The following is a 22,965-nucleotide window of genomic DNA, read 5'->3' as shown; positions in this document are numbered from 1 at the left end:
GTCAGAGAAGCAATGACCGAGAGTGAACGCGACGAGGAATTCGTAGAAAAGGGCCGCAAGCTGTTTGCTGGCCCGTGCGACTTCTTCTTCGCGTCGGCGGCGATCGACGATCTGCCGCCGATGGGGGCACCGGAGATCGCTTTCGCTGGCCGTTCCAACGTCGGCAAGTCCTCGCTGCTCAACGCATTGACCAACCGCAAGACCCTGGCGCGCACGTCGAACACGCCCGGTCGCACGCAGCAGCTCAATTTCTTCGCTTTGGGCGGCGAGCCGGGTTCCGAGACCCTGCGCCTCGTCGATATGCCCGGATATGGCTATGCCGCGGTGTCGAAGCAAAAGATCGACGGCTGGACCAAACTGATGCACGGCTATCTGCGGGGTCGCGCCCCCCTGATCCGTGTCTTCGTCCTGGTCGACGGCCGCCATGGGTTGAAAGACACCGACGACGCGATGCTGAAACTGCTCGACACGTCGGCGGTTTCCTACCAGATCGTGCTGACCAAGCGCGACGAAGTGAAGAAGTCCGAGATCGAAAGCCGGATCGAGGCGACGCGCCAGGCCCTTGCGCGCCATCCCGCCGCCCATCCGGAGGTTGTCTTCACCTCGTCGCAAACCGGCGATGGAATTCCCGATCTGCGCGCCGGCATTGCCCGCCTGCTCGCCGAACGCGGCGCGTGAGCAAAATTGCGTTTCTATTGAAGCGTAATTTGCTCTAGAACTCCGCTTAAGACAGAGCCGGAACGACCATCGATGACCGATAAAGCCAGCCCGCAAGAACAAGCCGAAATCCTGATGCAGGCGCTGCCGCACATGCTGCGCTATGACGAGGCGATCGTCGTTGTGAAATACGGCGGCCATGCCATGGGCGACGAGAAGGTGGCGCGCGAATTCGCCCGCGACATGGTGTTGCTCGAGCAGTCGGGTGTGAACCCCGTGGTCGTGCACGGCGGCGGCCCGCAGATCGGCGCCATGCTGTCGAAGCTGGGCATCAAGTCGGAGTTCGCCGCCGGCTTGCGCATCACCGACAAGGCCACCGTCGAGATCGTCGAAATGGTGCTCGCCGGCTCGATCAACAAGCAGATCGTCGGCTTCATCAACAGCGAGGGCGGTCGCGCCATTGGCCTGTGCGGCAAGGACGGCAATATGGTCCTCGCCGAGAAAATGACGCGCACGGTGGTCGATCCCGATTCCAATATCGAGAAGATCGTCGATCTCGGGTTCGTCGGCGAACCGAAGAAGGTCGACACCACCGTTCTCGACCAGGTGCTGGGACGCGAATTGATTCCCGTGCTGGCACCCGTGGCGCAGGGGGCGGATGGCGAGACCTATAACGTCAACGCCGACACCTTCGCTGGTGCCATCGCCGGTGCGTTGAAGGCCAAGCGTCTTCTGTTCCTGACCGACGTGCCCGGTGTGCTCGACAAGAACAAGCAGCTCATCAAGGAGCTGACGGTGGCGCAGATCCACGATCTCATTGCTGACGGTACGATCACCGGCGGCATGATCCCCAAGGTGGAAACCTGCATTTACGCCATTGAAATGGGCGTCGAAGGCGTCGTCATTCTCGACGGCAAGACGCCGCATGCGGTGCTGGTCGAACTGTTGACCGATCACGGCGCCGGCACGCTGATCAAGCGCTGATGGCGGCGGCGGAAGGCCTGTCCGAGCGTTTCACCCATGTCGATACATGGGTGTTCGACCTCGACAACACGCTCTATCCGCCGCACTGCGATCTGTGGCCGCGCATCGACGATCGCATGACGGCCTTTATGGCCGACATGCTCGGCCTCGATGGCATGTCGACGCGCGCGTTACAGAAATTCTATTACCGCCAGCACGGCACCACCTTGCGCGGGCTGATCGACGAGTACGGCATCGACCCGGCCGAGTTCCTGCGCTTCGTCCATGATATCGACCGGACTTCGGTCGAGCCCGACGTGGCGCTCGCCGCCGGCATTGCGGCGCTGCCTGGCCGCAAGCTCATTTTCACCAATGGCTCGCGCGACCATGCGCTGCGCACCTGCGAGCGGCTCGGCATTGGCGACTATTTCGACGACGTCTTCGACATCGTCGCCGCCGATCTGGTGCCCAAGCCCGATCCACGCGCCTATGACCGCTTTTTCGACCGCCACGGCATCGCGCCGGAGCGCACCGCCATGTTCGAGGACATCGCCCGCAATCTCGTCGTGCCCAAGGAGCGGCAGATGACGACGGTTCTGGTGGTGCCCAAGCCCGGCGCGCACGATTTCCGCGACGGCTGGGAGGTCGAGCGGGAGCGGCCGGTCCATGTGGATTTTCTCACCCATGATCTCAGCGGCTTCCTGACCGATATCGTCGGGGCGCCGGCGCTGTCCACGGGCCTGCCGGACCGGTCTTGACATCGCTGGGGGGAGCGTCGAAACCTCCGGCCAAATCTCTTATCGTACCGGGAGCCGTCATGTCGCACGCCCAGCTTGAAAAGATCATCGATGCCGCCTTCGCCGACGCCGCGTCGGTCAATGCGAGCACCAAGGGCGAGGTGCGTGACGCCGTCAACGAAGCCCTGGCCCTGCTCGACGGCGGCAAGGCCCGCGTCGCCGAGAAAATCGCCGGTGAGAGCGGCCCGCAGAGCTGGAAGGTCAATCAGTGGCTGAAAAAGGCGGTGCTGCTGTCCTTCCGCCTCAACGACATGACGACCATTTCCGGCGGCCCTGGCGGCTCGTCCTGGTGGGATAAGGTGCCTTCCAAGTTCGACGGCTGGACGGCCAAGGAACATGCGGCCGCCGGTTTCCGCTCGGTGCCGAACTGCGTCGTCCGCCGCTCCGCTTATATCGCGCCGGGCGTGGTGCTGATGCCGTCCTTCGTCAATCTCGGCGCTTATGTCGATAGCGGCACCATGGTCGACACCTGGGCCACGGTCGGCTCCTGCGCCCAGATCGGCAAGAACGTCCATCTGTCAGGTGGCGTCGGCATCGGTGGCGTGCTTGAGCCGTTGCAGGCCGGCCCGACCATCATCGAGGACAATTGCTTCATCGGCGCCCGCTCCGAAGTGGTCGAGGGCGTGGTGGTCGGCGAGGGCTCGGTGCTCGCCATGGGCGTGTTCATCAGCTCGTCGACCAAGATCGTCGATCGCCAGACCGGCAAGATTCACATCGGTTACGTGCCGCCGTATTCCGTCGTCGTGCCGGGCTCGCTGCCCAGCAAGACGATGATTGGCAACGAGCCCGGTCCGTCGCTCTACTGCGCCGTGATCGTCAAGACGGTCGATGCGCAGACGCGCTCGAAGACCGGCATCAACGAACTGCTGAGGGATTGATGGCTTCCGTTCTGTCGGCGCAAGGATTCAGATTCCTGTTTCGCACCGACGAGGGGCGGATCGGCCGGCAGGTGTGGTGGCTCGGCACGATCCTGCTCGTCAGCATCGTCATCGTTCTGGCTTTGGGCTGGCTGGCTCTGTCGCCCTATGCCCATCGCACGCTCGATGAGCGCAAGCTCCTCGATACGATGACCTTGGTCAGCTACACCTATCTCATGGTGTATGCCTTTGCGGTGCTGCTGATCGCGGTGTGCTACGTCAATCTGTCGGCGAAGCGCCTGCGCGATGGCGGCGTGCTGCCGGGGTTGGCGGGCGCGGCGCCGCTGGCGATCTTCCTGGCTCTCGCGGCGCATTGGCTGCAGCCGCGCGTCGCCGAAGTGTTTCCCTACGCGCTGCTGGTCGTCATCGATCTGTTGGCGCTTGGCGTTATTCTTTGGCAGGTCTATCTGCTCGGTGTTCGAGCGAGCGAGGCGCCGTGAACTGGAAGGCGATCTTCTTCACTCTTGAAGGTCGCCTGCCTCGACTGCCGTTTTGGCTTGCTTCGCTGGCGGTGTTGGCCGCCACCCTGTTGATCCTGGTGCCCGCCGGGTTTTTCCGCTGGGATCCGGCCACCGATCCAGCGCCGTTGTATTATCGCGTGCTCGAACTCGTCGTCACCGTAGTGTTCGCCTATCCAACCTATGCGATCATGCTGAAGCGGCTTTATGATCGCGACCACCCCGGCACCGCCGCCTTCGTCTTCATTGTGCTCGACATCGTCGCTGAATGCGTCAATGTGGTGTCGCCTATCGAAACCGACAGCGGTTTCACGCCGCTCGGATGGGTTCTCATGATCCCGCTGATCATTCTCCTCTTCGCGCTCGTGATCGAACTTGGTTTGCGGCGTGGCACGCGCGGGCCGAACCGCTTCGGCCCTGATCCCTTGGTGACCAGTTCATGACCGTTTCCGCCGTCACTTTATTGCGCGATCTGATCCGCTGTCCGTCGGTGACGCCGGAGGACGCGGGCGCGTTGGGCCTCATCGAACGCGCTTTGAAGGGGGCGGGCTTCGAAACGCATCGCGTCGTCTTCAGTGAGCCGGGCTATCCCGACACCGACAATCTCTATGCCCGCATCGGCAGCGGCACGCCGTCCTTGGTGTTTGCCGGGCACACCGATGTGGTGCCGACGGGCGATGCCGCCAAGTGGCGCTTTGATCCGTTCTCCGCCGAAGTGGCCGACGGCATGATCTGGGGCAGGGGCGCGGTCGACATGAAGGGTGGCATCGCCGCCTCGATCGCCGCAACGCTCAATCATATCGCAACCCACGGCGTGCCGAAGGGATCGATCGCCTTTCTCATCACCGGCGACGAGGAAGGCCCCGCCGTCAACGGCACGGTAAAACTGCTGCAATGGGCGCATGAGCGCGGCGAGCGGTTCGACCACTGTATCCTGGGCGAGCCAACCAATCCCGATGCGTTGGGTGACATGATCAAGATCGGCCGGCGCGGGTCGCTCTCCGGTACTTTGGTGGTGCATGGACGCCAGGGCCATGTCGGCTATCCGCATCTGGCCGACAATCCCGTGCATCACATTCTGCGCATCGGCGCGGCACTGCGGGCCGAGCCGCTCGACAAGGGCACGCCGCATTTCGATGCCTCCAATTTGGAAATCACTTCGATCGACACCGGCAATCCGGCGGTCAATGTAATCCCCGATGAAGCGCGCGCCGCCTTCAACATCCGCTTCAACGATCTCTGGCAGCCCGACACCCTGGCCGCCGAAGTCCGCCGCCGTGTCGAAGGCGCGGCGCAAGGCGCGCGCGTCACGCTCGATTTCAAGCCGACGAATGCGCTGGCTTTCGTCACCCAGCCTGGACCGTTCGTCGAAGCGGTGTCGAAGGCGATCGAGGAAGAGACCGGCCGGCGGCCGGTCCTGTCGACCACCGGCGGCACGTCCGATGCGCGTTTCATCTGCAATTATGCGCAGGTGGTCGAATTCGGCCTCGTTGGCCAGACCATGCATGCCATCGATGAGCGCACGTCGGTCGCCGATGTCGAGAAGCTGCAGGCGATCTATGCGCGCGTGCTGGCGAGCTATTTCGCCTGATCAATAATCGACGCGCAGCAGATAGAGCCCGTTCGGCGGCGCAACCATGCCGCAGCGGGCACGATCCTTCGCCTCTAGCGCGTCCTTCAAATCCTGCTTGGTCCATTTGCCCGAGCCGACATGTTCGAGCGAGCCGGTGATCGAGCGCACCTGGTGATGCAGGAACGAACGCGCCGAGGCGAAGATTTCGATCATATCGCCGTTGCGCACGACGTCGAGTTTGTCGAGCGTGCGCAGCGGTGAATTGGCCTGGCATTCGGCGGCGCGGAACGTGCTAAAATCGTGTTTGCCGATCAGTACCTGCGCCGCGTCGTGCATGGCCTCGGCATCCACGCGCCGCATCACGTGCCACACGCCATCGCGCATCACCGTCGGCGGCGCGCGGCGATTCAAGATGCGATAGACATAGTGCCGGGACGTGGCGGAAAAGCGCGCTTCGAACGTGTCATCCACGGCTTCCGCTTTCAGCACGGCGACCGGCTGCGGCTTCAGATGCGCATTCATCGCATCGCGGATCTTGTCGGTCCGCCATTCGCGCGACAGATCAATATGCGCCACTTGTGCGATGGCATGAACCCCCGCATCGGTCCGCCCGGCGCCATGCACGACGATGGTTTCGCTGCTCATGGCGAAGACCGCTTCTTCCAGCGCCTGCTGCACCGAAGGCGCATTGGCCTGCCGCTGCCAGCCCGCGAAAGGCGTGCCGTCATATTCGATGGTGAGCTTGTAGCGCGGCATCAGGTGAGCCGCGTGCCGGATGGCAAAGCCGCGCCGCGCAAAAAGTCCTTGGCGCTCATCGGCGATTTGCCGGCGCGCTGCACTTCGATCAGACGCACGGCGCCATCGCCGCAAGCGATCGTCAGGTCATCGCCAACAACCGTGCCGGCCTCGCCTTTTCCGGTCGCCAAAATGCTGCGCAGCACTTTCACCCGTTCCGGTCCCTTGCCGAAATCGGCTTCGAAGAAAGCGCCGGGGAAGGGTGAGAGACCGCGGATATGATTGTGAACGGCCTGTGTGGGTTTCGCCCAATCGATCCGGCACTCGGCCTTTTCTATCTTATTGGCATAGACGGCGCCATCGTCGGCCTGCGGATGAAACTGCAACGAACCGCGCGACAGAGCCGCGAGCGCGCGCACCATCAGATCGGCGCCGACGCCCATCAGCGCATCGTGCAATTCGCCGGCCGTGGTGTTCTCGCCGATGGCGACGCGCTCCGCCATGGCGACGGGGCCGGTGTCGAGCCCTTCGTCCATGCGCATCACCATGACGCCGGTCTCGTGATCGCCGGCCATGATGGAACGCTGGATCGGTGCGGCGCCGCGCCAGCGCGGCAGGAGCGACGCATGCAGGTTGAGGCAGCCTTCGACAGGCGTTTCCAAGATCGGCGCCGGCAGGATGAGCCCGTAAGCGACGACGACGGCGACATCGGCATCGAAGGCGGCAAAGGCTTGTGTCTCGGCCTCGCTGCGCAGAGACTTCGGCGTCAGCACCGGAATGCCGAAGCGATCGGCCGTCTCATGAACCGGCGAACGTGTCAGCTCCAAACCGCGCCGGCCGGCGGGCTTCGGCGCGCGCGTATAGCAGGCGACGACTTCATGGCCCTGGCCGATGATTTCGGTGAGAACCGGCACCGAGAAATCGGGCGTTCCCATGAAGACGACACGCATGCGCTCAACCTGAAATGCCGGCAAGCCGGATAGGAGTTTATTCGGTGCCGGTCTCGTCGACGCGGCGCTTGGCATCCTTGGCGAATTTCTTCACCACCCGGTCGCGCTTCAGCCGCGAGATATGGTCGATGAACAGCACGCCGTTGAGATGGTCGATCTCGTGCTGCAGGCAGGTGGCGAGCAGGCCGTCGGCGTCAAGCTCTTGGGCGATGCCCATGCGGTCGAGATAACGCACCCGCACCCGCGCCGGCCGTTCCACCTCGGCATAGAATTCTGGGATCGACAGGCAGCCTTCCTCGTAGATCGAGGTCTCTTCGGAGGCGAGCACGATCTCCGGATTGATCAGGAAGATCGGGTTCTTCTTCTCCGGGTTTTCCTCGCCTTCTTCCTCGCGTTTGGCCACGTCGACCACGATGACGCGCTTCGGCACGGCGATCTGAATGGCGGCCAGGCCGATGCCGGGCGCGTCGTACATGGTCTCCAGCATGTCGTCGAGCAGGGTGCGCACGCCATCGTCCACAGCCGTCACGGGGGCGGAAACCGCGCGCAACCGCGTATCGGGCAGAATGATGATGGGCTTCAGCGACATGGAAACAGGCACCATTTGAATATGAAAACGCCCGCCTGAGATATGCATCCCGGCGGGCGAGGTCAATTTTAAGGCGTCAGCGGCTGTGAAATTCTCAGGCCGGCTGGCGGGTCAGATCGAAAGTGCGCACGCGCGGGGCGAGCTGGATGCGCGGGCGGGTCCGCTCGACGACCACGGCGCCCGTGGGGCGGCTGCGCGGCTCAAGCTTGATGGCCGGGCGGGCGGTGCCGGTCGGGATGACGGTGCGGGTACGGGCGCGTTCGACGACCACGGCACGCTCGGCGCCATTGCGGCTGGCGACCACGCGGGTCTCCTTCGAGGCGGCCTCAGCCGCAGCCTTGGCCACGAGGGGGCGCACATCGTCGACGGAAACGTCCATGAAGCCGGCAGCGATTTCGGCCTGATGGTCGAGGTCGTCGGTGAGGCCCTGGGCAGCCAGGATGGCCTCTTCGATGGTCGGCAGGCACTTCTTGATCCGGATCGGCGGGAGCGTCTTCGGATCGACGATTTTCTTCTTCGCAGGGGCGCGCTTCATGGGGGCAGCCTCATTCTGGTTCATATCTATACGACTCAGTATACAGGGAATGTGCAGCGCAGCAAGATGTTTTTGTGCAACGCACACTATTCCAATTCAAAAGGCAAGAATGCCGGGTTTCGAGGGCCAATCGCCCTGTTGTTCTTATTCTGTTCGGAACCGGGGACGAATCGCGGTATGCATATAGGATGACGCACCCGCTTTTTCTATTGTTCGGATACCCGATCGGCCTGCTCGAAATTGCCGCAGGCGGCGTGGCTTTTTGTGCCCTCGTTCTCTTCATCATGGCCATTGGCCTGATCCGCGCCGGCGGCGCCCGCCGGCTAGAAGCCGAGCTCGCGGCCGAGCGTCAGCGTGAGATCGATGACAAGATGGCGGCGCTAAGCCAGATCAATGCCGAGCTCTCCGGCCGCTTGCGCGGCATGGGCGATGCGCTGACCAGCCGCCAGGGGGAACTGGCGCGGCTGCTGACCGATCGGTTGGATGCTGTCGGCCATCGGGTCGGGCAGGGGCTCGAGTCGAGCGGCCGCTTCACCGCCGATCAATTGACCAAACTGTCCGAACGCCTCGCCGTCATCGACAAGGCCCAGGAGAAGCTGACCGGCATGACCCAGGAAGTGGTCAGCCTGAAAGACATTCTCGCCAACAAGCAGTCGCGCGGCGCCTTCGGCCAGGGCCGCATGGAGGCCATCGTCCGCGACGGTCTGCACGCCTCGGCCTATGAGTTTCAGGCGACGCTTTCCAATGGCAGCCGGCCGGACTGCCTCATCCGCCTGCCGGGCGACGAGCGCGCCATGGCCGTTGACGCCAAGTTTCCGCTGGAAGCCTTCACGGCGCTGAAGGACGCGACCAACGATATGGAGCGGGAACATGCCGGCCGTCGTGTCCGCACCGATCTAGCCAAGCACATCAAGGATATCGCCGACAAATACCTGCTGTCCGGCGAGACGCAGGATCTTGCGTTGCTGTTTGTGCCCTCGGAATCGATCTATGCCGATCTGAACAGCCACTTTGACGATGTGATCCAGCGCGCTCACCGCGCCCGCGTCATCATCGTCTCGCCGTCGCTGCTGATGATGGCGATCCAGGTGATGCAGAGCCTGGTGCGCGACCGGCGCATGCAGGAACAGACCCATCTCATCCAGCGCGAAGTGCGCAGCCTGCTCGACGATCTGCGCCGCCTTGGCGACCGTGTTGCCAAGCTCGACGCCCATTTCCGTCAAGCCCAGGAAGACGTGGCGCAGATCACCACCTCGACCGAGAAACTGGTGCGCCGCGGTTCCCGCATCGATCAGCTCGAACTGGATCCCCAGTCCGCGCCCCAGTCCACGCCCTCGGCTGCACCATCGCTGCGCAATGCGGCCGAATAGGTTCCGCTGTGTCCTTCATGCGGTGATATCGAGACGGCCTTGATCACCATCGTGGCTCACGGTGGCGGTAGAAAATGAATATTGTACTGAGCTGACAAGGCAATAACCTCTTCTGGCTTTTGCTCCTTCATGTTGTGAAGAGCCCAGAACAGATCATAGAGCCGCTGCGCGGGCGAAACCCAAAAGAGCGTTTTAACGGTCTGCCCTGACTTGTTGAAAATGCCGTGCGGTTTGCCTCTGGGCAGGCGAACGGTGTCGCCTGGCGTGGCGGATTCATCGCGACCGTCCAGCATGAAATCAAGCCGTCCTTCGAGAATATAAAGATACTCGTCTTGATCGGGATGAATGTGCGGTGGCACGAAAGTGCCGTCGGGAAACGTCGCATGCCAGGAGAAGGAATCCTGCGTGTAGGACTTTGGAACATAAGTCTGGCCGAGAATATGCCAGTTGATGTTTTGGAGACCTTCATTGGCGCGCGTGATATCCGCGGTTTCGATTGGAAACGTCACAATCATATCTCCCTGCTGCGAGGCGTTGAAGACCTTATTGATGTGAAGCCGAGGATGCCGATGGATCAGCAAAACATCGCCGTCGGAATCTCCTTTATCAACCCGAAAACGGCTGCCCAGTCCCTTCTTTCGCGAATGCCCATTTTCGTGCGGCATCAGGATTCTATCCGCGTTAGGTGGATAGAGATCGGCCCTGAAGTGGATTTCAATGGAATTGTCGAGCTGCGTTGATCGAGCAGGGATCGCGCGAGGCATCGCGGCCGGGCGCGGTGTGAATAAGATTTGAGAGAGGAGAAGCTCGTGAAAGCCATCATCGTTGGCGGCGGAATAGGAGGTCTGTCCACGGCGTTGATGCTGCATGCACGCGGCATCGCTTGTGAGGTCTACGAGCAGTCCGAAAAAATCCAGGAGCTCGGGGTCGGTATCAACACCTTGCCGCACGCCATCAAGGAATTGGCGGGCTTGGGATTGCTTGAACAATTGGATGCCGTCGCGATCAGGACCGAGGAATTATTTTATCTCACCCAGCACGGTCAGCAGGTCTGGTACGAGAAGCGCGGTCTGAGCGCCGGTCACGACGTGCCGCAATTCTCCATTCATCGCGGTCGATTGCAGAGCGTTATCCATCATGCTGTGATCGACCGGCTTGGGGCGGACGCGGTGCAGACCGGTTGCCGCCTGGGTGCCTTCCATCAGGATGAAGGCGGCGTCCGGGCTTACTTCTTCGATCGCTCGGGGGCTCATGTGGCCAGCGCCCGTGGCGATATCCTGATCGGCGCCGACGGCATTCATTCCAAGGTGCGCCAAACTTTTTTCCCGGCTGAAGGTCCGCCGCAATGGAACGGATTGATGCTTTGGCGCGGCGCCACCGATTGGCCGGCGTTTCTGACCGGCCGGTCGATGATTATCGCGGGTGGGTTGAGGGCGAAGGCGGTCATCTATCCGATCGCGCCGGGTGAAGGCGGACAACAGCTCACCAATTGGGCGATCTTGGCGCGCGTTGGCGATGGGTCCAAACCGCCGCCGCGACGCGAAGATTGGTCGCGCATCGGGCGGCGTGATGAGTTGGCACCCTATGTGGCGGGCTTTGATATCCCGCAGGTCGACTTCGCCGCTTTGATCGCGGCCACGCTGGAGTTCTGGGAATATCCATGCTGCGATCGCGATCCGCTCCCCTATTGGTCGAGTGGGCGTGTCACTTTGCTCGGTGATGCGGCGCATCCGATGTATCCTGTCGGCTCCAATGGCGCATCGCAGGCGATCCTGGATGCACGCGCGCTCGCTGACTGTCTCGTCCAGGCAGAGCATCCGTGCCAGGCCCTGGCCGACTATGAACGGCAGCGCTTGCAGTTGACCGCCGATATCGTCGCCTCGAACCGCCGTGGCGGTCCCGAAGGGGTGATCGATGTCGTGGAGGAACTAGCTCCGCAGGGATTTTCCGATATCGACACCGTTCTCGATTTCGAGGCGCGGCAAGCGATCGTCCGAGGCTATGCGGCGAAGGCAGGTTTTGCCGTTCCTCAATCATAGAGCCGTTCTTTTCTCCTTATCTCAAATGCGAACACGTAGGAAAAGCGATGCAGAATGATGTTATCGAGACCGCTGACGCGCCTCCGGCGATTGGTCCGTATGTCCAAGCCAAACGCGTAGCCGGGTTTGTTTTCGTATCGGGCCAACTGCCCATCAATCCGGGGACGGGTGCTTTCCCCGATGGTGTGGAAGCGCAAACCCAACAATCCCTTGATAACCTTGCAGCCATTCTGCGGGCGAGTGGGGGCTCGTTGTCATCCGTCGTCAAGACAACGGTGTTCCTGAAAAATATGGAGGACTTTGCCAGAATGAACGAGGTCTATGCGACGTCGTTCAAAGATGGTGCGCCCGCCCGATCAACGGTTGAGGTGGCTCGCCTGCCGCGGGATGCCTTGGTCGAAATCGAAGCGGTCGCTTATATCGGAAATCAATGAGCGTCGCACAGCTGGGCAAGAATGGGAGCCGGTTAGAGTCGGCTCCCGAATTCAAATCAGACGATCTTAGTTTCGCAATGTTTCAGAAGGCAGTTCGCCGAAGCGGTTGCGATAGGACCGGGCAAACCTTCCCAGGTGAACGACACCCCATTTGCCAGCAATGTCCGTGACATTCGTCCCGGGGCTCGCTGCTTTCAGTTCGGCGTGTATTTTCTCGAGGCGAACGGCTTTCAGCATGGCGAAAGGAGTCGTTCCCCGGAAGCGTTGAAATCCTTCGAACAAGGTTCGCGCTTTCACGCCTGCCGCTTCGGCCAAGTCGCCAATGGTAATGGCCTGGTCGGCATGGGCCCGAATATAGTCTTCCGCCCGAATAACATGGCGCGGCGCCGCCGGGCTTTCCGGTGTGGAGAGTGCGGCGCTGTAGTTGTTGGGCTGCTGGGTCAGGAGTGTCGTCATGAGCATTTGCTCGATATGGCCGATGCCCAAGCGCGAGGTGACTAAGGAATCGTCTCGATCAAGCTCCGTCGCCATAAAATCGAGAAAGCGGCAATAGCTCGCGCCATAGCCGCTCTCCATCGCGACTTCCGGCTGAAACTCGATTGGCTGCGTGATGCTTTCGCCCAAGAGCTCGGTCAGGTGCCGCTCGAGCATGGCGCGATCCACTTTCAGCACCAGATGCGCGCAATTCTCACTCCACTGCATCCGTAGCGTTCGAGAGGGGGAGCTGATGGATCCCATATCGCGGTTATTTTCGAGGGATCGGCTTCCAACCTGAATGCGGGAGCGCCCGGTTTGAACGCGATGAATGAGAAAGCACGATCCCGGCTCGCCGGCATCGATATCAATACGTTCGCCATAGGTGATATAACTGAGCGCCAAACGCCCCAACTTGGCTAAATTCTGACGTGCGGAAAGTTTGCGACCTCGCCCAGCGTAACTGAGTTTGTGGTCACAGAAGATCCGCGCAACGCGCTCCCGCGTCTCCTCCAGCTCTTGCGAAGCGAACAAAAGATGTCGGGCTAGCGGCACGGCTGTCACGTCAGCTTCCTCTCCAAGTCATCTCCGGTGGCAACGACCCGAACAAAGGCTTAGCAAAAAGCAGGCCATATACGGATGTAACTGCCTTCGCCAATGCTGAGAATATGATGAAGCCGAACGGTTACAACCGAATTGTTTAGACGCGGGCCGCCGCACGACCTCTCTAGCTTGACCAAAACAGTTTCGGCCGGAGGGAGCATCGCTTGGCTTGGATGATCAGGAATGATCAAGACCAGGGCATCGAAAGTTCGATTTGAACTCGATCACCTCACAACGCGCGGAGCCTCTTTTGAGAAAGGGGTCTTGGCTGAGAAGCTCATCCAACTGTGCGCGCGAAATGTTGTCTATGATCATCATGCCACCGGTGCGGGGGATTTTGGGACCGGCTGCGATGATCACGCCCGCTGCGGCATGCTTGGCCAAGAATGCACGGTGTTCATCGAGGTTCTCGTCGACCTCTTCATTCGGTTTCAGATTATGAAACTCAACCACGTACACGGCGTCTTCTCCCTATCAATGATAAGTCAACGGAATATCGTTCCTGCTAATTTGCCGACAGATTGAGCGCTTTGGCGGCGAGCGAATTCTGCGTGGTGTCACGTTTAACGCGCTCGAAGGCCTGTTCGGGTGTGTCGGTCAGCGCTTCGGCTCCAATCTTGGTGAGGAGATCCCGGGCGTCGCTCTGGCCAACGATCTTCTTGATCATCTCGTTCAATCGCGTGACGATGGCGGGGTTTGTTCCCGCCGGCGCGAACAAGCCGACCCAGGCGTCAAAGTCGAAATTGGCAAGCGATGGGGTTTCGGCCAGGGCGGGAATATTGGGCATCATTTTCAATCGATCGCGGCTCGTGACGGCCAGAATATCGATCGCTCCACCGCCTTGATGCGCGATCAAGGCGGTTGCGTCCGATATGACCATCTGGACGTCATTCGCCAGAAGAGCCTGCGCACTGGCGGCGCTTCCTTTGTAGGGTACCCGATGAACTACGATGCCTGATTGCTTCGCAAAAATTTCCGTTGCCAAACGGGTGGGGGGTGCGGCGTCCCCGTAGTTGATTTTATCGGGATTGGCTTTGGCATAGGCGATCAAATCCGCCGTGGTTTTTGCCTTGATCGACGTATTAACGGCGAGCACATAAGCAAATCTCGCCACCGTGCCAACCGCGATGAAATCCTTCAGGGGATCATATGTGACACGATCGCCGTATATGGTCGGCGTGATGGTAAAACCGCCCATGCCGGTGACGAGAAGAGTGTGGCCATCGGCTTCCGATTTCGCGACATAACTGGTTGCGACAATCGTATCCGCGCCGACCTTATTCTCAACCACGAACGGCTGTCCGGTTTCTTCCTGGAATTTCTTGGCGATGAGACGGGCAATGACGTCGTTTCCACCGCCAGGCGCATATCCCACGATGATGCGTACCGGCTTGGCTGGATACGGTTGCGCGAAAGAAGGCGTTGAAACTACAGCGAGCAGAGTGGCTGCCAACAATACACTTCGCATCAATCCGTCCTTCGCCCAGAAGCTGCGGTTCAGTTGGGATTGAAGTGTAGATGCGATCCGCCGGCCGGCAATCCGCTGAGCGCGCCCCGCATCCGTTTGATGCGGCGAAACATATGGCGTCTTAAATCCGGGGCGTGCCGGTCTGATCTCTTATTTGCCAAGTTGAAGTTGAACGCGAGGTCCCACGCTGGCCCTGTTCCGGGGCCAGCGGCAATGAAGCCGCCTCACGCCTGCCGTCTCTCAGACTTCCACGACGACATAATCGTCTTCGACGCGCACCGAGAAGACCTCGGCCGCTTTCGGTGGAGCATCGAGGTCGATCTCGCCGCCTTGCACGACCGCCGTTTCATAGTGGCGGACGCGCACGCGGCTGGGGTCGCATTGCGCGCGGCCCGTGCGTAGATCGAATTCCCAGCCATGCCACGGGCATTTCACCAGTTCATCCTTGCGCGAATAGCAATATTCGCCGGGCATTTTCGACTGCACCAGACCGACAAGCTTGCCGTCGATGAGATGGCCACCCTCATGCGGGCAGCGATTGCCGAGCGCATGGAATTCGCCGTTGACGTTGAACACGGCGATCTGGCGATTGTTGACCTCGACCAGTTTGCGGCTGCCCGGCGGCAGGTCCTTCACGGCGGCGACGATATGTTTGGCCATGGTCAGAGCCCCAACCGCGGGTAGGTGGCCAGCGGATTGTCGACGAGAATGCGCCGATGCAGGCTAGCGGGAATGCCAGGCGGCATGATCTCATCGCCGTCGAATTGCCAATGCGGATAGTCGGACGAATAGAGCAGCATGTCGTCGGACTGAAAATGTTCGATCGCGCGTGCCACGATGTCGGGGTTGTCGGGTGTATCGAGCGGTTGGATCGTCAGGCGGAAGTGATCGCGCACGATCTCATTGGGCGAGCGGTCGATCCACGGAATTTCGGCGCGCACGCCGCGCCAGAATTTCGACAATCGCCAGACGAAACCCGGCAGCCAGGTGACGCCGGATTCGATCAGCACGGCTTTCAGTTTCGGAAATTTGACGAAGACGCCTTCACAGACAAGGCTGGCGAGCTGCGACTGAAAGCCGAGCGACTGCGCCGCATAATCCTCGACGTAATAGGTCGGCCAGCCGAGCGACGTCACCGGATAGCGATAGGCGCTGCCGGCATGGATGCCGAGCGGCAGGTTGTGGCGCTCGGCCGCCGCATAGATCGGCCAGAATTGCCGGCGGCCCAGCGGCGTCTCGCCCATGCACAGCACGAGGATTTGCACGAAACGTTTGTCGGCGGCGCAGCGCTCGATCTCATCGACCGCATGTTCGACATTCTGCAGCGGCACGACGATGGAGGCACGCAGGCGCGGATCGCGATCGAGCCATTCCTTCACCACCCAGTCGTTCACCGCGCGCGCGAACGCCTGCGCCATGTCCTCGTTGAAGACGAGCTGCACGCCATAAAGGCAGTTCAGAATGGCGATATCCGCCTGCCATTTGTCGAGCGCCTGCTGGCCGACCTCACCGGCATCGAGCCCGGCGCGTCCCCTTTCATCGCGAAAGTCGGCCCGTGCCGTGAGGGGCGCCAGGGGTGGATAGCTGATCGTATCGAGCGTGGTGATCTCGCGTTCGATCACCGTTTCGCGCCAATGGTCGTTGAGATAAGGCAGCAGTGTCTGCATGCTCGGCACGGTGGGATGCACGTCGCAATCAATGGCGCGGATATCGGACAGGTTCACCTGAATGGGCTCCGGAAGGGCAATAAGTCAGAGGCGAAACACGCTCATGGCGTTTTCCGAGCGCAGCTTGCGGCGGCGTTCTTCGCTCCAGTTCGGCGGTACGGCGAAAACCGGATCGTCGAAGTCCCAATGGGCGTAGTCGCTGGCGAACATCACCCGGTCCCAGCCGATCCAATCGATCAGATCGACGAGATATTCCGGCTTCTCGGGTTCTTCGATCGGTTGCGTCGTCACATAGACGTTCTGCTTCAGATATTCGGACGGCGGCCGCTTCAGATGCGGGACCTCGCCTCTCATCTTCTGCCAATGCTTGTCGAGCCGCCAGCCAAGCGATGGCACCCAGCCGAAACCGGCTTCGATCATCACCACTTTCAACGTCGGGAAACGCTCGAACAGCCCTTCCATGATCATCGAGGAAATCAGTGCCGAACAGGCGGTGCCATGCTCGGCCATTTCCTCGATATAGAAGGATGGCCAGCCAGAGTTGGAAATCGGAATGCCGGAATAGCCGAACACGTGAATGCCAATCGGCAGATTATGTTCGACGGCCGCTTCATAGATCGGCCAGTATTTGCGGCGCCCCAGAGCCTCGTTGGTGCGGCTCAAGAGGAATACCTGGCAGAAAGCCTTGTTGGCTGCGCGCTTATGAATCTCCGCCACCGAGGCCTCGATATGTTCGTAGGGCACGACGATGGAGGGGCGCAGGCGCGGCTCCTTGGCATGCCACAGATCGAGCTGCCAATCGTTGTGCGCTGAGGCCAGCGCGGCGGACAGATCGAGATTCTGGTCGCCGGACCCGGGCCAGAGCGGGTTCATGATGCCGATGTCGACGCCGTGATAATCGAGATGCTGCTCCTGCATCAGCGGCAGCGAGCTGCCGGCCGGATCGCCATTGGTGGGCCAGGCATCGCGCCGTGCGCCATCGCCCGGTTGCGATTTTGGATAGGGGTGGCCTTTGACGAAACCGTGCCGCTTGCGCAGGCCATAGGTCTGCCACGTGTCCCACCAGCGCGACGACAGATAGGGCTTCAGGTCCTCCGGCTTGCGCAGGCGCGGATGGATGTCGCAATCGACCAGTGCAAGCTTGTTGTTGGGCCTGAACTGCGCTTTCGGCGCATTCACATTCATGGCGCATTCCTCCGGGCGCGACGCGGCACCTGCTTTTTTATACTTTTAGCGCGTTCGCGCTCGAATTGCATCCCGCTAACGTTTCGGCCAGGGCCGGGCGCGCAGCGCCTCCTCGTTCACCTCCGTGCCCCAGCCGGGCCCGGTGGGCAGGACGAACTCGCCCTTTTCCAGCGTGGGCGGTACGGTGACGAATTCATCCCGCCACGGCACGTCGTCCACTTCAAGTTCCATGATGCGGAAATTCGGGATGGCGGCGCAGAAATGCGCGCTCATGATGCTGGCGAGCGTGCCATAAAAATTATGCGGCGCGCAGTTCACTTCATAGGCATCGGCCAAAGTGGCGATGCGCACGGATTCCCACAAGCCATTCCATGGCACGTCGACCACGGCGACATCCGCCGCGCCTTCTTCGAAATAGGGTCGATATCCCCTTAAGCCATGGATCGATTCCAGCGAGGCGATGGGCACCCGGCTCGAACGGCGCACATGCGCCAGCGCCTGCGGATCGTGCATGTCGATCTCGAACCAGGTGAGATCGAACGGTTCGAGTGCGCGCGCGATGCGCAGGAAACCCTCCGTACGCTGGCTGAAATTGATGTCGAGCATCAGTCCGGTTTGTGGGCCAAGGCCTTCGCGGAAGGCCGCGAGCATGTCAGTGATCGCACCGATGAAAGCGCCGTCGATGTTGCGTTCCAGCAGTTTCGGATAGAGACGGAAGCCGCCTTCGAACATTTTCAGGCGGCCGTTTTCGACAAACAGCGGATTGGTCTTGATGGCGCTGAAGCCGCGCGCCACCGCTTCTTGCCCAAGCGTCTTGAGATCGTCCAGGGTTTCGACCCGTGGCTTGCCCCATTTTTCGAAGAGGTCCGCGAAGCGGACGCGAAAACTGCCGCAATGAGACCAATAGACCGGCAGGCGCGTGCGGAACGGTCCGCCGAACAGCGCATAGACAGGCACGCCAAGCGCCTTCGCCTTGATGTCGAGACAGGCATTCTCGATGGCGGCGATGGCCTGATTGTTCAGGCCACCGGCCGCCAGTCGCGTGATCGCCTGCAGCGAAGCGGTGATCTTGCCCACTTCTCTTGGATCAAGACCCTGGATGATCGGCTCGAAGCGTCGCAGCAGATCGCTGACGCCGCCGGCTCCGAAATTCTCCGCATATTCGGCCCAGCCGACGAGGCCTTCGTCGGTGGTGATCTTGAGAAAGGAAGCCGGCCGCCATCCCATGTCGGCGTGGAACTGCTCCAGTTTGACGATCTTCACGTTTCCCCCCGATGTTGTTTTAATCAGCTTGTCCCAGCAGCAGGCCGCCGTCGATGACGATATGAATGCCGGTAATGTAATCGGAGGCGCGCGAGGCGAGGAACAGCGCGGCGCCCTGCATGTCCTCCGGCGTCGCCACCCGATGCATCGGATTGACCTTTTCGAACGGCGCACGCGCCGCCGCGTCTTTCAACCGGCCGCCGCCGATATTGGTGATGGCCGGGCCTGGCGCTATCGCGTTGACGTTGATGTTATAGCCTGCCAGTTCGATTGCGACCTGGCGCACGATCTGCCCGACGGCCGCTTTCGACACCACGTAGCTCGAGCCGACATATTGCTCGATCTTCATCGAGGAGATGGAACTCGTCACGACGATCTTGCCGCCGCCCTGTTTCTTCATCTGCGGGATGGCCGCCCGCAGGGTGCGGATGACGCCGTGAACATTGGTATCGATCACCCGGTCCCACAGCTCATCGGCGATCGCCTCGAAAGCCGTGTCGGGATTGCGCGAATTGTCGGTGCGTAGGAAACCCGGACCACCGCTGATGCCGGCATTGGCGAAAACCACGTCGAGCCGCCCTTCGCGGGCGATCACGCTGTCGAACAGGCGGCGAACATCGGCGTCTTGGGTGATGTCGGCGGTCATGGCGCTCGTCGCATATCCGGCATCGCGCAGGCGCATGGCTTCCCGGTTCACCGCCGCCTCGTCGCGGTCGGCCATCGTCACCTTGGCGCCGTTCGTCGCCATGGCTTCGGCGATCGCCAGCCCAATACCGCTGGCCGCGCCCGTCACAACGATGGATTTGCCCTCTACCGCAAAGAGATTTTCAACTCTGGCCATCTCGCCTCCCATGAATTCGGCGGCAGGATGGCGGCGGCCTCGCCGTAAAGCAAGCGCCCGCCAATCGCCGGTTTGGCCTCAGCATCAACCATTTGTCGGGGCTGCCATCCATTGACAAGGTCACGGCGGCGTGGCGACAGTATTGCCCAACAAAGAAAGCCAGCGCATTGGGCACTGGCCAAATGGGTGGAAACGATACGCATGGCGCCACGCAACATCAAAAATGTCGCGGTGATCGGCCTGGGCAAGATGGGCAATCCAATTTCACGCCACTTGCTCAATGGCGGATTCGTCGTCTCTGGCTTCGATGTGGATCCCAAGGCCTGCAAGTCGGCAGCCTGCAAAGGGATCGCCATCGCGCCCACACCCGGACAGGCTGTCGTCGAGGCCGATCTCGTCATCGTTCTGGTCGCGGAAGAGAGCGATGTCGAAAGGGTTCTGTTCGGACCCGATGGCGTAGTCGCGCGGGCGAAACCCGAAACGATCGTCGGTATCGCCACGACCACGTCTCCCGTGAGCATGATCCACTTCGCCGTGCGGTTGCGCGACAGCGGATTGATCCCCATCGATATCCCCATCTGCCGTGGTGAGCGTCCGGCCGAGGCCGGCAAACTGCTGATCACCGGCGGCGGCGAAAAAGCCGTCTTCGACGCCTGCCGGAAAGCCTTCTCCACCTTCGCCAGTTCGATCTACCGCCTGGGTGACGTCGGCGCCGGTCAGGTCGGCAAGATGGTCAACAATCTCATCCTGTGGAGCTGCGTCTCCGCCAATCACGAAGGCTTCAAACTGGGCGACCAGTATGGCGTCGATGGTGTGATCATGCGCGAGATGCTGCTCGACAGCAGCGCCTCGAATTGGGCGCTGGAGACGCAGGCGCAGCGCTACGGCATGCCCTCGGCCGAACGCGACATGATGATTGCCTTGGCCGAGGCCGATCGGCTGCGCGTCAGCCTGCCGCTCACCGGCACGGCCAAGGAAGTGATCAAGGGCATCAAGATCGAACGCGAGGAGCATTTCCCGTTCGAGGAGAAGAAAAGCGCCAACGGTAACTAAACGCTGGGCTTCACCGCATATTGCTCGTCGGTGACATGTTCGAGCCAGTCGACATGCTTGCCGTTCTTGGCTTCCTGCATGGCGATATGTTCCATGCGGATCGTGGGCGAAGCGCCGTGCCAATGTTTCTCTTCCGGCGCGAAATAGATGACATCGCCGGCGCGCACTTCGCGCACCACGCCGCCCCACACCTGCACCAGGCCGAAGCCTGAGGTGATGAACAAGGTCTGGCCAAGCGGATGGGTGTGCCAGGCGGTGCGCGCGCCTGGCTCGAAGCCGACGCGCACGGCCCGCTGCGCCGCCGGCTCCGGTGCCTCGATGATCGGATCCTGCCACACCGTGCCGGTGAAATAGGAAGCCGGGGCGCGGACGGAGGGGATGGAACCGAGCGGGCGGATGATCATGGGGTGGTGTCCTTCTGTTAGGGACACGCTAACACGATCATCGCCAAGGATGACAGGCCGATCAGCTATCCATCTTCAAGGCGGCGATGAAGGCTTCCTGCGGAATCTCCACTTTGCCGAACTGGCGCATGCGCTTCTTGCCCTCTTTCTGCTTTTCGAGCAGCTTGCGCTTGCGGGTGACGTCGCCGCCGTAACACTTCGCCGTCACGTCCTTGCGCAGCGCGCGCACGGTTTCGCGGGCGATGATCTTGCCGCCGATGGCCGCCTGGATCGGAATCTGGAACATGTGCGGCGGGATCAGCTCCTTCAGCTTCTCCACCATCACGCGTCCGCGCATTTCGGCGCGGCTGCGGTGCACCAGCATCGAGAGCGCATCGACCGGTTCGGCATTGACCAGGATCGACATTTTCACGAGGTCGCCCTCGCGATAGTCGGTGATCTGGTAGTCGAAGCTGGCATAGCCCTTCGAGATCGATTTCAGCCGATCGTAGAAGTCGAACACCACTTCGTTGAGCGGCAGCTCATAGACGACCATGGCGCGCTTGCCGACATAAGACAGGTCGACCTGCACGCCGCGCCGCTCCTGGCACAGTTTCAGCACGGAGCCGAGATAATCATCGGGCGTCAGGATCGTCGCCTTGATCCACGGCTCATGGATGGTGTCGATCTTCACCACGTCGGGCATGTCGACGGGGTTGTGCAGTTCGATCACTTCACCGTCGTTCATATGGATCTTGTAGATGACGCTTGGCGCCGTCGCGATCAGATCGAGATTGAACTCGCGGTGCAGCCGCTCCTGGATGATCTCCAGATGCAAGAGGCCCAGGAAGCCGCAGCGAAAGCCGAAGCCGAGCGCGGCGGAGGATTCCATTTCGAAGGAGAAGCTGGCGTCGTTGAGCCGCAGGCGGCCCATGGCGGCACGCAGATCTTCGAAGTCGGCCGCATCGACCGGGAACAGACCGCAGAACACCACCGGTTGCGCCGGCTTGAAGCCGGGCAGGGCTTCCGCCGTCTCGCGCCGTTCTTCGGTGATCGTGTCGCCGACACGCGTGTCGGCGACCTGTTTGATCTGCGCCGTGATGAAGCCGATCTCACCCGGGCCGAGCTGGGCCACGTCCTGCATCTTCGGCCTGAAGACGCCGATCTTCTCGACTTCGTAATGGGCGTCGGTGCCCATCATCTTGATCTTCTGATGGCGCTTCATCACGCCATCGATGATGCGAACCAGCACGACGACGCCGAGATAGGGGTCATACCAGCTGTCGACGAGCAAAGCTTTCAGCGGCGCCTTGTCGTCGCCTTTGGGCGGCGGCAGGCGGGTGACAATGGCTTCCAGCACCAGATCGATGTTGAGGCCGGTCTTGGCTGAAATAGGCACCGCGTCGGACGCATCGAGGCCGATGACATCCTCGATCTGCTCCTTGATCCGATCGGGTTCCGCCGCCGGCAGATCGACCTTGTTGAGCACCGGCACGATTTCATGGCCGGCATCAAGCGCGTGATAGACATTGGCAAGCGTCTGCGCCTCGACGCCCTGGGAGGCGTCGACCACTAGCAGAGATCCCTCGCAGGCGGCGAGCGAACGTGACACTTCGTAGGCGAAGTCGACGTGGCCCGGCGTGTCCATCAGATTGAGGACGTAATCCTTGCCGTCCTTGGCCCGATATTCGAGCCGCACGGTCTGCGCCTTGATGGTGATGCCGCGTTCGCGCTCGATATCCATGGAATCGAGCACCTGTTCGACCATGTCGCGCTCGGCCATCGTCCCGGTGGTCTGAATCAGCCGGTCGGCGAGGGTCGATTTGCCATGGTCGATGTGCGCGACAATCGAGAAGTTGCGGATATTTTCGATTCTATGGGTGGTCATGGGGCGGGGGATACCACCCGTTAACCAGCCGGGAAAGAGGCTGCGGCGTGCAGTTGGCGCGGGAGCGCGAATTCCGTGCGAATCGAGACTTGACCTTTACTTTAAGAGCCGATTTTTTGGGCT

The 22,965-nt window shown here is 61.2% G+C and carries 26 protein-coding genes; 11 read left to right on the top strand and 15 right to left on the bottom strand.

The genetic code is table 11. From position 1 onward, the window contains the following. Window positions 1-12 precede the first annotated feature (12 nt). The 7 genes from yihA to dapE all read left to right on the top strand — a co-directional run bounded on the left by yihA (window position 13) and on the right by dapE (window position 5,383). Window positions 13-678: a ribosome biogenesis GTP-binding protein YihA/YsxC gene (gene yihA / locus OIM99_RS00500; RefSeq protein ID WP_311848326.1), complete on the top strand. Its 666-nt coding sequence runs from the start codon at window positions 13-15 to the stop codon at window positions 676-678. Between the two features lie 72 nt (window positions 679-750). Further along, complete coding sequence (gene argB, locus OIM99_RS00495) at window positions 751-1,641, top strand: acetylglutamate kinase (protein WP_311848325.1); 891 nt, start codon at window positions 751-753, stop codon at window positions 1,639-1,641. Further along, complete coding sequence (locus OIM99_RS00490; protein ID WP_311848324.1) at window positions 1,641-2,378, top strand: pyrimidine 5'-nucleotidase; 738 nt, start codon at window positions 1,641-1,643, stop codon at window positions 2,376-2,378. Before argB ends, OIM99_RS00490 begins: the two co-directional genes overlap by 1 nt. A gap of 59 nt (window positions 2,379-2,437) precedes the next feature. Beyond that, window positions 2,438-3,295: a 2,3,4,5-tetrahydropyridine-2,6-dicarboxylate N-succinyltransferase gene (dapD, locus tag OIM99_RS00485; protein WP_311848323.1), complete on the top strand. Its 858-nt coding sequence runs from the start codon at window positions 2,438-2,440 to the stop codon at window positions 3,293-3,295. After that, entirely contained in the window at window positions 3,295-3,774 is a 480-nt protein-coding gene (locus tag OIM99_RS00480) for a hypothetical protein (RefSeq protein WP_311848322.1), read from the top strand. Before dapD ends, OIM99_RS00480 begins: the two co-directional genes overlap by 1 nt. Then, window positions 3,771-4,235 carry a DUF805 domain-containing protein gene (locus OIM99_RS00475; protein WP_311848321.1) on the top strand — a complete coding sequence of 155 codons (465 nt, stop codon included), beginning with the start codon at window positions 3,771-3,773 and terminating at the stop codon, window positions 4,233-4,235. The genes OIM99_RS00480 and OIM99_RS00475 overlap by 4 nt, the downstream gene beginning before the upstream one ends. Next, window positions 4,232-5,383: a succinyl-diaminopimelate desuccinylase gene (gene dapE / locus OIM99_RS00470; protein WP_311848320.1), complete on the top strand. Its 1,152-nt coding sequence runs from the start codon at window positions 4,232-4,234 to the stop codon at window positions 5,381-5,383. The genes OIM99_RS00475 and dapE overlap by 4 nt, the downstream gene beginning before the upstream one ends. On the opposite strand, the gene truA is transcribed toward dapE, so the two are convergent. The 4 genes from truA to OIM99_RS00450 all read right to left on the bottom strand — a co-directional run bounded on the left by truA (window position 5,384) and on the right by OIM99_RS00450 (window position 8,174). Next, a complete protein-coding gene (gene truA, locus OIM99_RS00465; RefSeq protein ID WP_311848319.1) occupies window positions 5,384-6,121 on the bottom strand; it encodes a tRNA pseudouridine(38-40) synthase TruA in 738 nt (245 codons plus the stop codon). Beyond that, window positions 6,121-7,050, bottom strand: coding sequence for a methionyl-tRNA formyltransferase (gene fmt / locus OIM99_RS00460; protein WP_311848318.1), 930 nt, complete (start codon window positions 7,048-7,050; stop codon window positions 6,121-6,123). The genes truA and fmt overlap by 1 nt, the downstream gene beginning before the upstream one ends. Window positions 7,051-7,087: 37 nt before the next feature. Further along, a complete protein-coding gene (gene def, locus OIM99_RS00455; RefSeq protein ID WP_311848317.1) occupies window positions 7,088-7,639 on the bottom strand; it encodes a peptide deformylase in 552 nt (183 codons plus the stop codon). Between the two features lie 94 nt (window positions 7,640-7,733). Next, window positions 7,734-8,174, bottom strand: coding sequence for a hypothetical protein (locus OIM99_RS00450; protein WP_311848316.1), 441 nt, complete (start codon window positions 8,172-8,174; stop codon window positions 7,734-7,736). 254 nt (window positions 8,175-8,428) lie between these two features. On the opposite strand from OIM99_RS00450, the gene OIM99_RS00445 reads away from it, so the two are divergent. Further along, a complete protein-coding gene (locus OIM99_RS00445) occupies window positions 8,429-9,544 on the top strand; it encodes a DNA recombination protein RmuC (protein WP_311848315.1) in 1,116 nt (371 codons plus the stop codon). Between the two features lie 56 nt (window positions 9,545-9,600). Here the strand turns inward: OIM99_RS00445 and OIM99_RS00440 are convergent, their stop codons facing one another. After that, window positions 9,601-10,059: a cupin domain-containing protein gene (locus OIM99_RS00440; RefSeq protein ID WP_311850323.1), complete on the bottom strand. Its 459-nt coding sequence runs from the start codon at window positions 10,057-10,059 to the stop codon at window positions 9,601-9,603. Window positions 10,060-10,353: 294 nt separating this feature from the next. Here OIM99_RS00440 and OIM99_RS00435 point away from each other — a divergent pair, with 294 nt between their 5' ends. Further along, window positions 10,354-11,583, top strand: coding sequence for a flavin-dependent oxidoreductase (locus OIM99_RS00435; RefSeq protein WP_311848314.1), 1,230 nt, complete (start codon window positions 10,354-10,356; stop codon window positions 11,581-11,583). A 47-nt stretch (window positions 11,584-11,630) separates the two neighbouring features. Further along, on the top strand, window positions 11,631-12,017 hold the full coding sequence (locus OIM99_RS00430; RefSeq protein ID WP_311848313.1) for a RidA family protein: 387 nt from the start codon (window positions 11,631-11,633) through the stop codon (window positions 12,015-12,017). Window positions 12,018-12,083: 66 nt separating this feature from the next. On the opposite strand, the gene OIM99_RS00425 is transcribed toward OIM99_RS00430, so the two are convergent. From OIM99_RS00425 to OIM99_RS00390, 8 genes are all read right to left on the bottom strand, one after another. Then, window positions 12,084-13,055, bottom strand: a complete 972-nt coding sequence (locus OIM99_RS00425) for an AraC family transcriptional regulator (protein ID WP_311848312.1) — start codon at window positions 13,053-13,055, stop codon at window positions 12,084-12,086. A gap of 216 nt (window positions 13,056-13,271) precedes the next feature. Further along, window positions 13,272-13,553: a YciI family protein gene (locus tag OIM99_RS00420; protein ID WP_311848311.1), complete on the bottom strand. Its 282-nt coding sequence runs from the start codon at window positions 13,551-13,553 to the stop codon at window positions 13,272-13,274. 46 nt (window positions 13,554-13,599) lie between these two features. Continuing rightward, window positions 13,600-14,562, bottom strand: coding sequence for a tripartite tricarboxylate transporter substrate-binding protein (locus OIM99_RS00415; RefSeq protein ID WP_311848310.1), 963 nt, complete (start codon window positions 14,560-14,562; stop codon window positions 13,600-13,602). A 240-nt stretch (window positions 14,563-14,802) separates the two neighbouring features. Next, complete coding sequence (locus tag OIM99_RS00410) at window positions 14,803-15,222, bottom strand: Rieske (2Fe-2S) protein (protein WP_311848309.1); 420 nt, start codon at window positions 15,220-15,222, stop codon at window positions 14,803-14,805. A gap of 2 nt (window positions 15,223-15,224) precedes the next feature. Beyond that, a complete protein-coding gene (locus OIM99_RS00405) occupies window positions 15,225-16,286 on the bottom strand; it encodes an amidohydrolase family protein (RefSeq protein ID WP_409371455.1) in 1,062 nt (353 codons plus the stop codon). A 27-nt stretch (window positions 16,287-16,313) separates the two neighbouring features. Next, a complete protein-coding gene (locus OIM99_RS00400) occupies window positions 16,314-17,414 on the bottom strand; it encodes an amidohydrolase family protein (RefSeq protein WP_311848307.1) in 1,101 nt (366 codons plus the stop codon). Between the two features lie 75 nt (window positions 17,415-17,489). Continuing rightward, window positions 17,490-18,677: a mandelate racemase/muconate lactonizing enzyme family protein gene (locus OIM99_RS00395; protein ID WP_311848306.1), complete on the bottom strand. Its 1,188-nt coding sequence runs from the start codon at window positions 18,675-18,677 to the stop codon at window positions 17,490-17,492. Window positions 18,678-18,696: 19 nt separating this feature from the next. After that, complete coding sequence (locus OIM99_RS00390) at window positions 18,697-19,518, bottom strand: SDR family NAD(P)-dependent oxidoreductase (protein ID WP_311848305.1); 822 nt, start codon at window positions 19,516-19,518, stop codon at window positions 18,697-18,699. Between the two features lie 201 nt (window positions 19,519-19,719). Between OIM99_RS00390 and OIM99_RS00385 the strand changes: the two genes are divergently transcribed. Continuing rightward, a complete protein-coding gene (locus OIM99_RS00385) occupies window positions 19,720-20,571 on the top strand; it encodes an NAD(P)-dependent oxidoreductase (protein WP_311848304.1) in 852 nt (283 codons plus the stop codon). Here OIM99_RS00385 and OIM99_RS00380 read toward each other — a convergent pair. Beyond that, window positions 20,568-20,975 (bottom strand): cupin domain-containing protein, encoded by a 408-nt coding sequence (locus OIM99_RS00380; protein WP_311848303.1) that lies wholly within the window; start codon window positions 20,973-20,975, stop codon window positions 20,568-20,570. The two genes, OIM99_RS00385 and OIM99_RS00380, sit on opposite strands and share 4 nt — an antisense overlap. Window positions 20,976-21,036: 61 nt before the next feature. Next, window positions 21,037-22,842: a translation elongation factor 4 gene (gene lepA / locus OIM99_RS00375; RefSeq protein ID WP_311848302.1), complete on the bottom strand. Its 1,806-nt coding sequence runs from the start codon at window positions 22,840-22,842 to the stop codon at window positions 21,037-21,039. Window positions 22,843-22,965 lie beyond the last annotated feature (123 nt).

Origin of the sequence: Methylocella sp. CPCC 101449 (assembly GCF_031921685.1) — a bacterium.
GTDB lineage: Bacteria > Pseudomonadota > Alphaproteobacteria > Rhizobiales > Beijerinckiaceae > Terripilifer.
The sequence above is the reverse complement of the archived record's forward strand: the minus strand, read 5'-3'. Positions and strand labels throughout refer to the sequence as shown.

Bases quoted from the DNA above. Each gene is read 5' to 3' on its own strand.
- OIM99_RS00440 (WP_311850323.1), bottom strand. From the start codon at position 10,059: ATGATTGTGACGTTTCCAATCGAAACCGCGGATATCACGCGCGCCAAT.
- lepA (WP_311848302.1), bottom strand. From the start codon at position 22,842: ATGACCACCCATAGAATCGAAAATATCCGCAACTTCTCGATTGTCGCG.
- OIM99_RS00390 (WP_311848305.1), bottom strand. From the start codon at position 19,518: ATGGCCAGAGTTGAAAATCTCTTTGCGGTAGAGGGCAAATCCATCGTT.
- OIM99_RS00450 (WP_311848316.1), bottom strand. From the start codon at position 8,174: ATGAAGCGCGCCCCTGCGAAGAAGAAAATCGTCGATCCGAAGACGCTC.
- OIM99_RS00400 (WP_311848307.1), bottom strand. From the start codon at position 17,414: ATGAATGTGAATGCGCCGAAAGCGCAGTTCAGGCCCAACAACAAGCTT.
- yihA (WP_311848326.1), top strand. From the start codon at position 13: ATGACCGAGAGTGAACGCGACGAGGAATTCGTAGAAAAGGGCCGCAAG.
- OIM99_RS00480 (WP_311848322.1), top strand. From the start codon at position 3,295: ATGGCTTCCGTTCTGTCGGCGCAAGGATTCAGATTCCTGTTTCGCACC.
- def (WP_311848317.1), bottom strand. From the start codon at position 7,639: ATGTCGCTGAAGCCCATCATCATTCTGCCCGATACGCGGTTGCGCGCG.
- OIM99_RS00380 (WP_311848303.1), bottom strand. From the start codon at position 20,975: ATGATCATCCGCCCGCTCGGTTCCATCCCCTCCGTCCGCGCCCCGGCT.
- OIM99_RS00415 (WP_311848310.1), bottom strand. From the start codon at position 14,562: ATGCGAAGTGTATTGTTGGCAGCCACTCTGCTCGCTGTAGTTTCAACG.
- OIM99_RS00430 (WP_311848313.1), top strand. From the start codon at position 11,631: ATGCAGAATGATGTTATCGAGACCGCTGACGCGCCTCCGGCGATTGGT.
- fmt (WP_311848318.1), bottom strand. From the start codon at position 7,050: ATGCGTGTCGTCTTCATGGGAACGCCCGATTTCTCGGTGCCGGTTCTC.
- dapE (WP_311848320.1), top strand. From the start codon at position 4,232: ATGACCGTTTCCGCCGTCACTTTATTGCGCGATCTGATCCGCTGTCCG.
- OIM99_RS00410 (WP_311848309.1), bottom strand. From the start codon at position 15,222: ATGGCCAAACATATCGTCGCCGCCGTGAAGGACCTGCCGCCGGGCAGC.
- argB (WP_311848325.1), top strand. From the start codon at position 751: ATGACCGATAAAGCCAGCCCGCAAGAACAAGCCGAAATCCTGATGCAG.
- dapD (WP_311848323.1), top strand. From the start codon at position 2,438: ATGTCGCACGCCCAGCTTGAAAAGATCATCGATGCCGCCTTCGCCGAC.
- truA (WP_311848319.1), bottom strand. From the start codon at position 6,121: ATGCCGCGCTACAAGCTCACCATCGAATATGACGGCACGCCTTTCGCG.
- OIM99_RS00490 (WP_311848324.1), top strand. From the start codon at position 1,641: ATGGCGGCGGCGGAAGGCCTGTCCGAGCGTTTCACCCATGTCGATACA.
- OIM99_RS00385 (WP_311848304.1), top strand. From the start codon at position 19,720: ATGGCGCCACGCAACATCAAAAATGTCGCGGTGATCGGCCTGGGCAAG.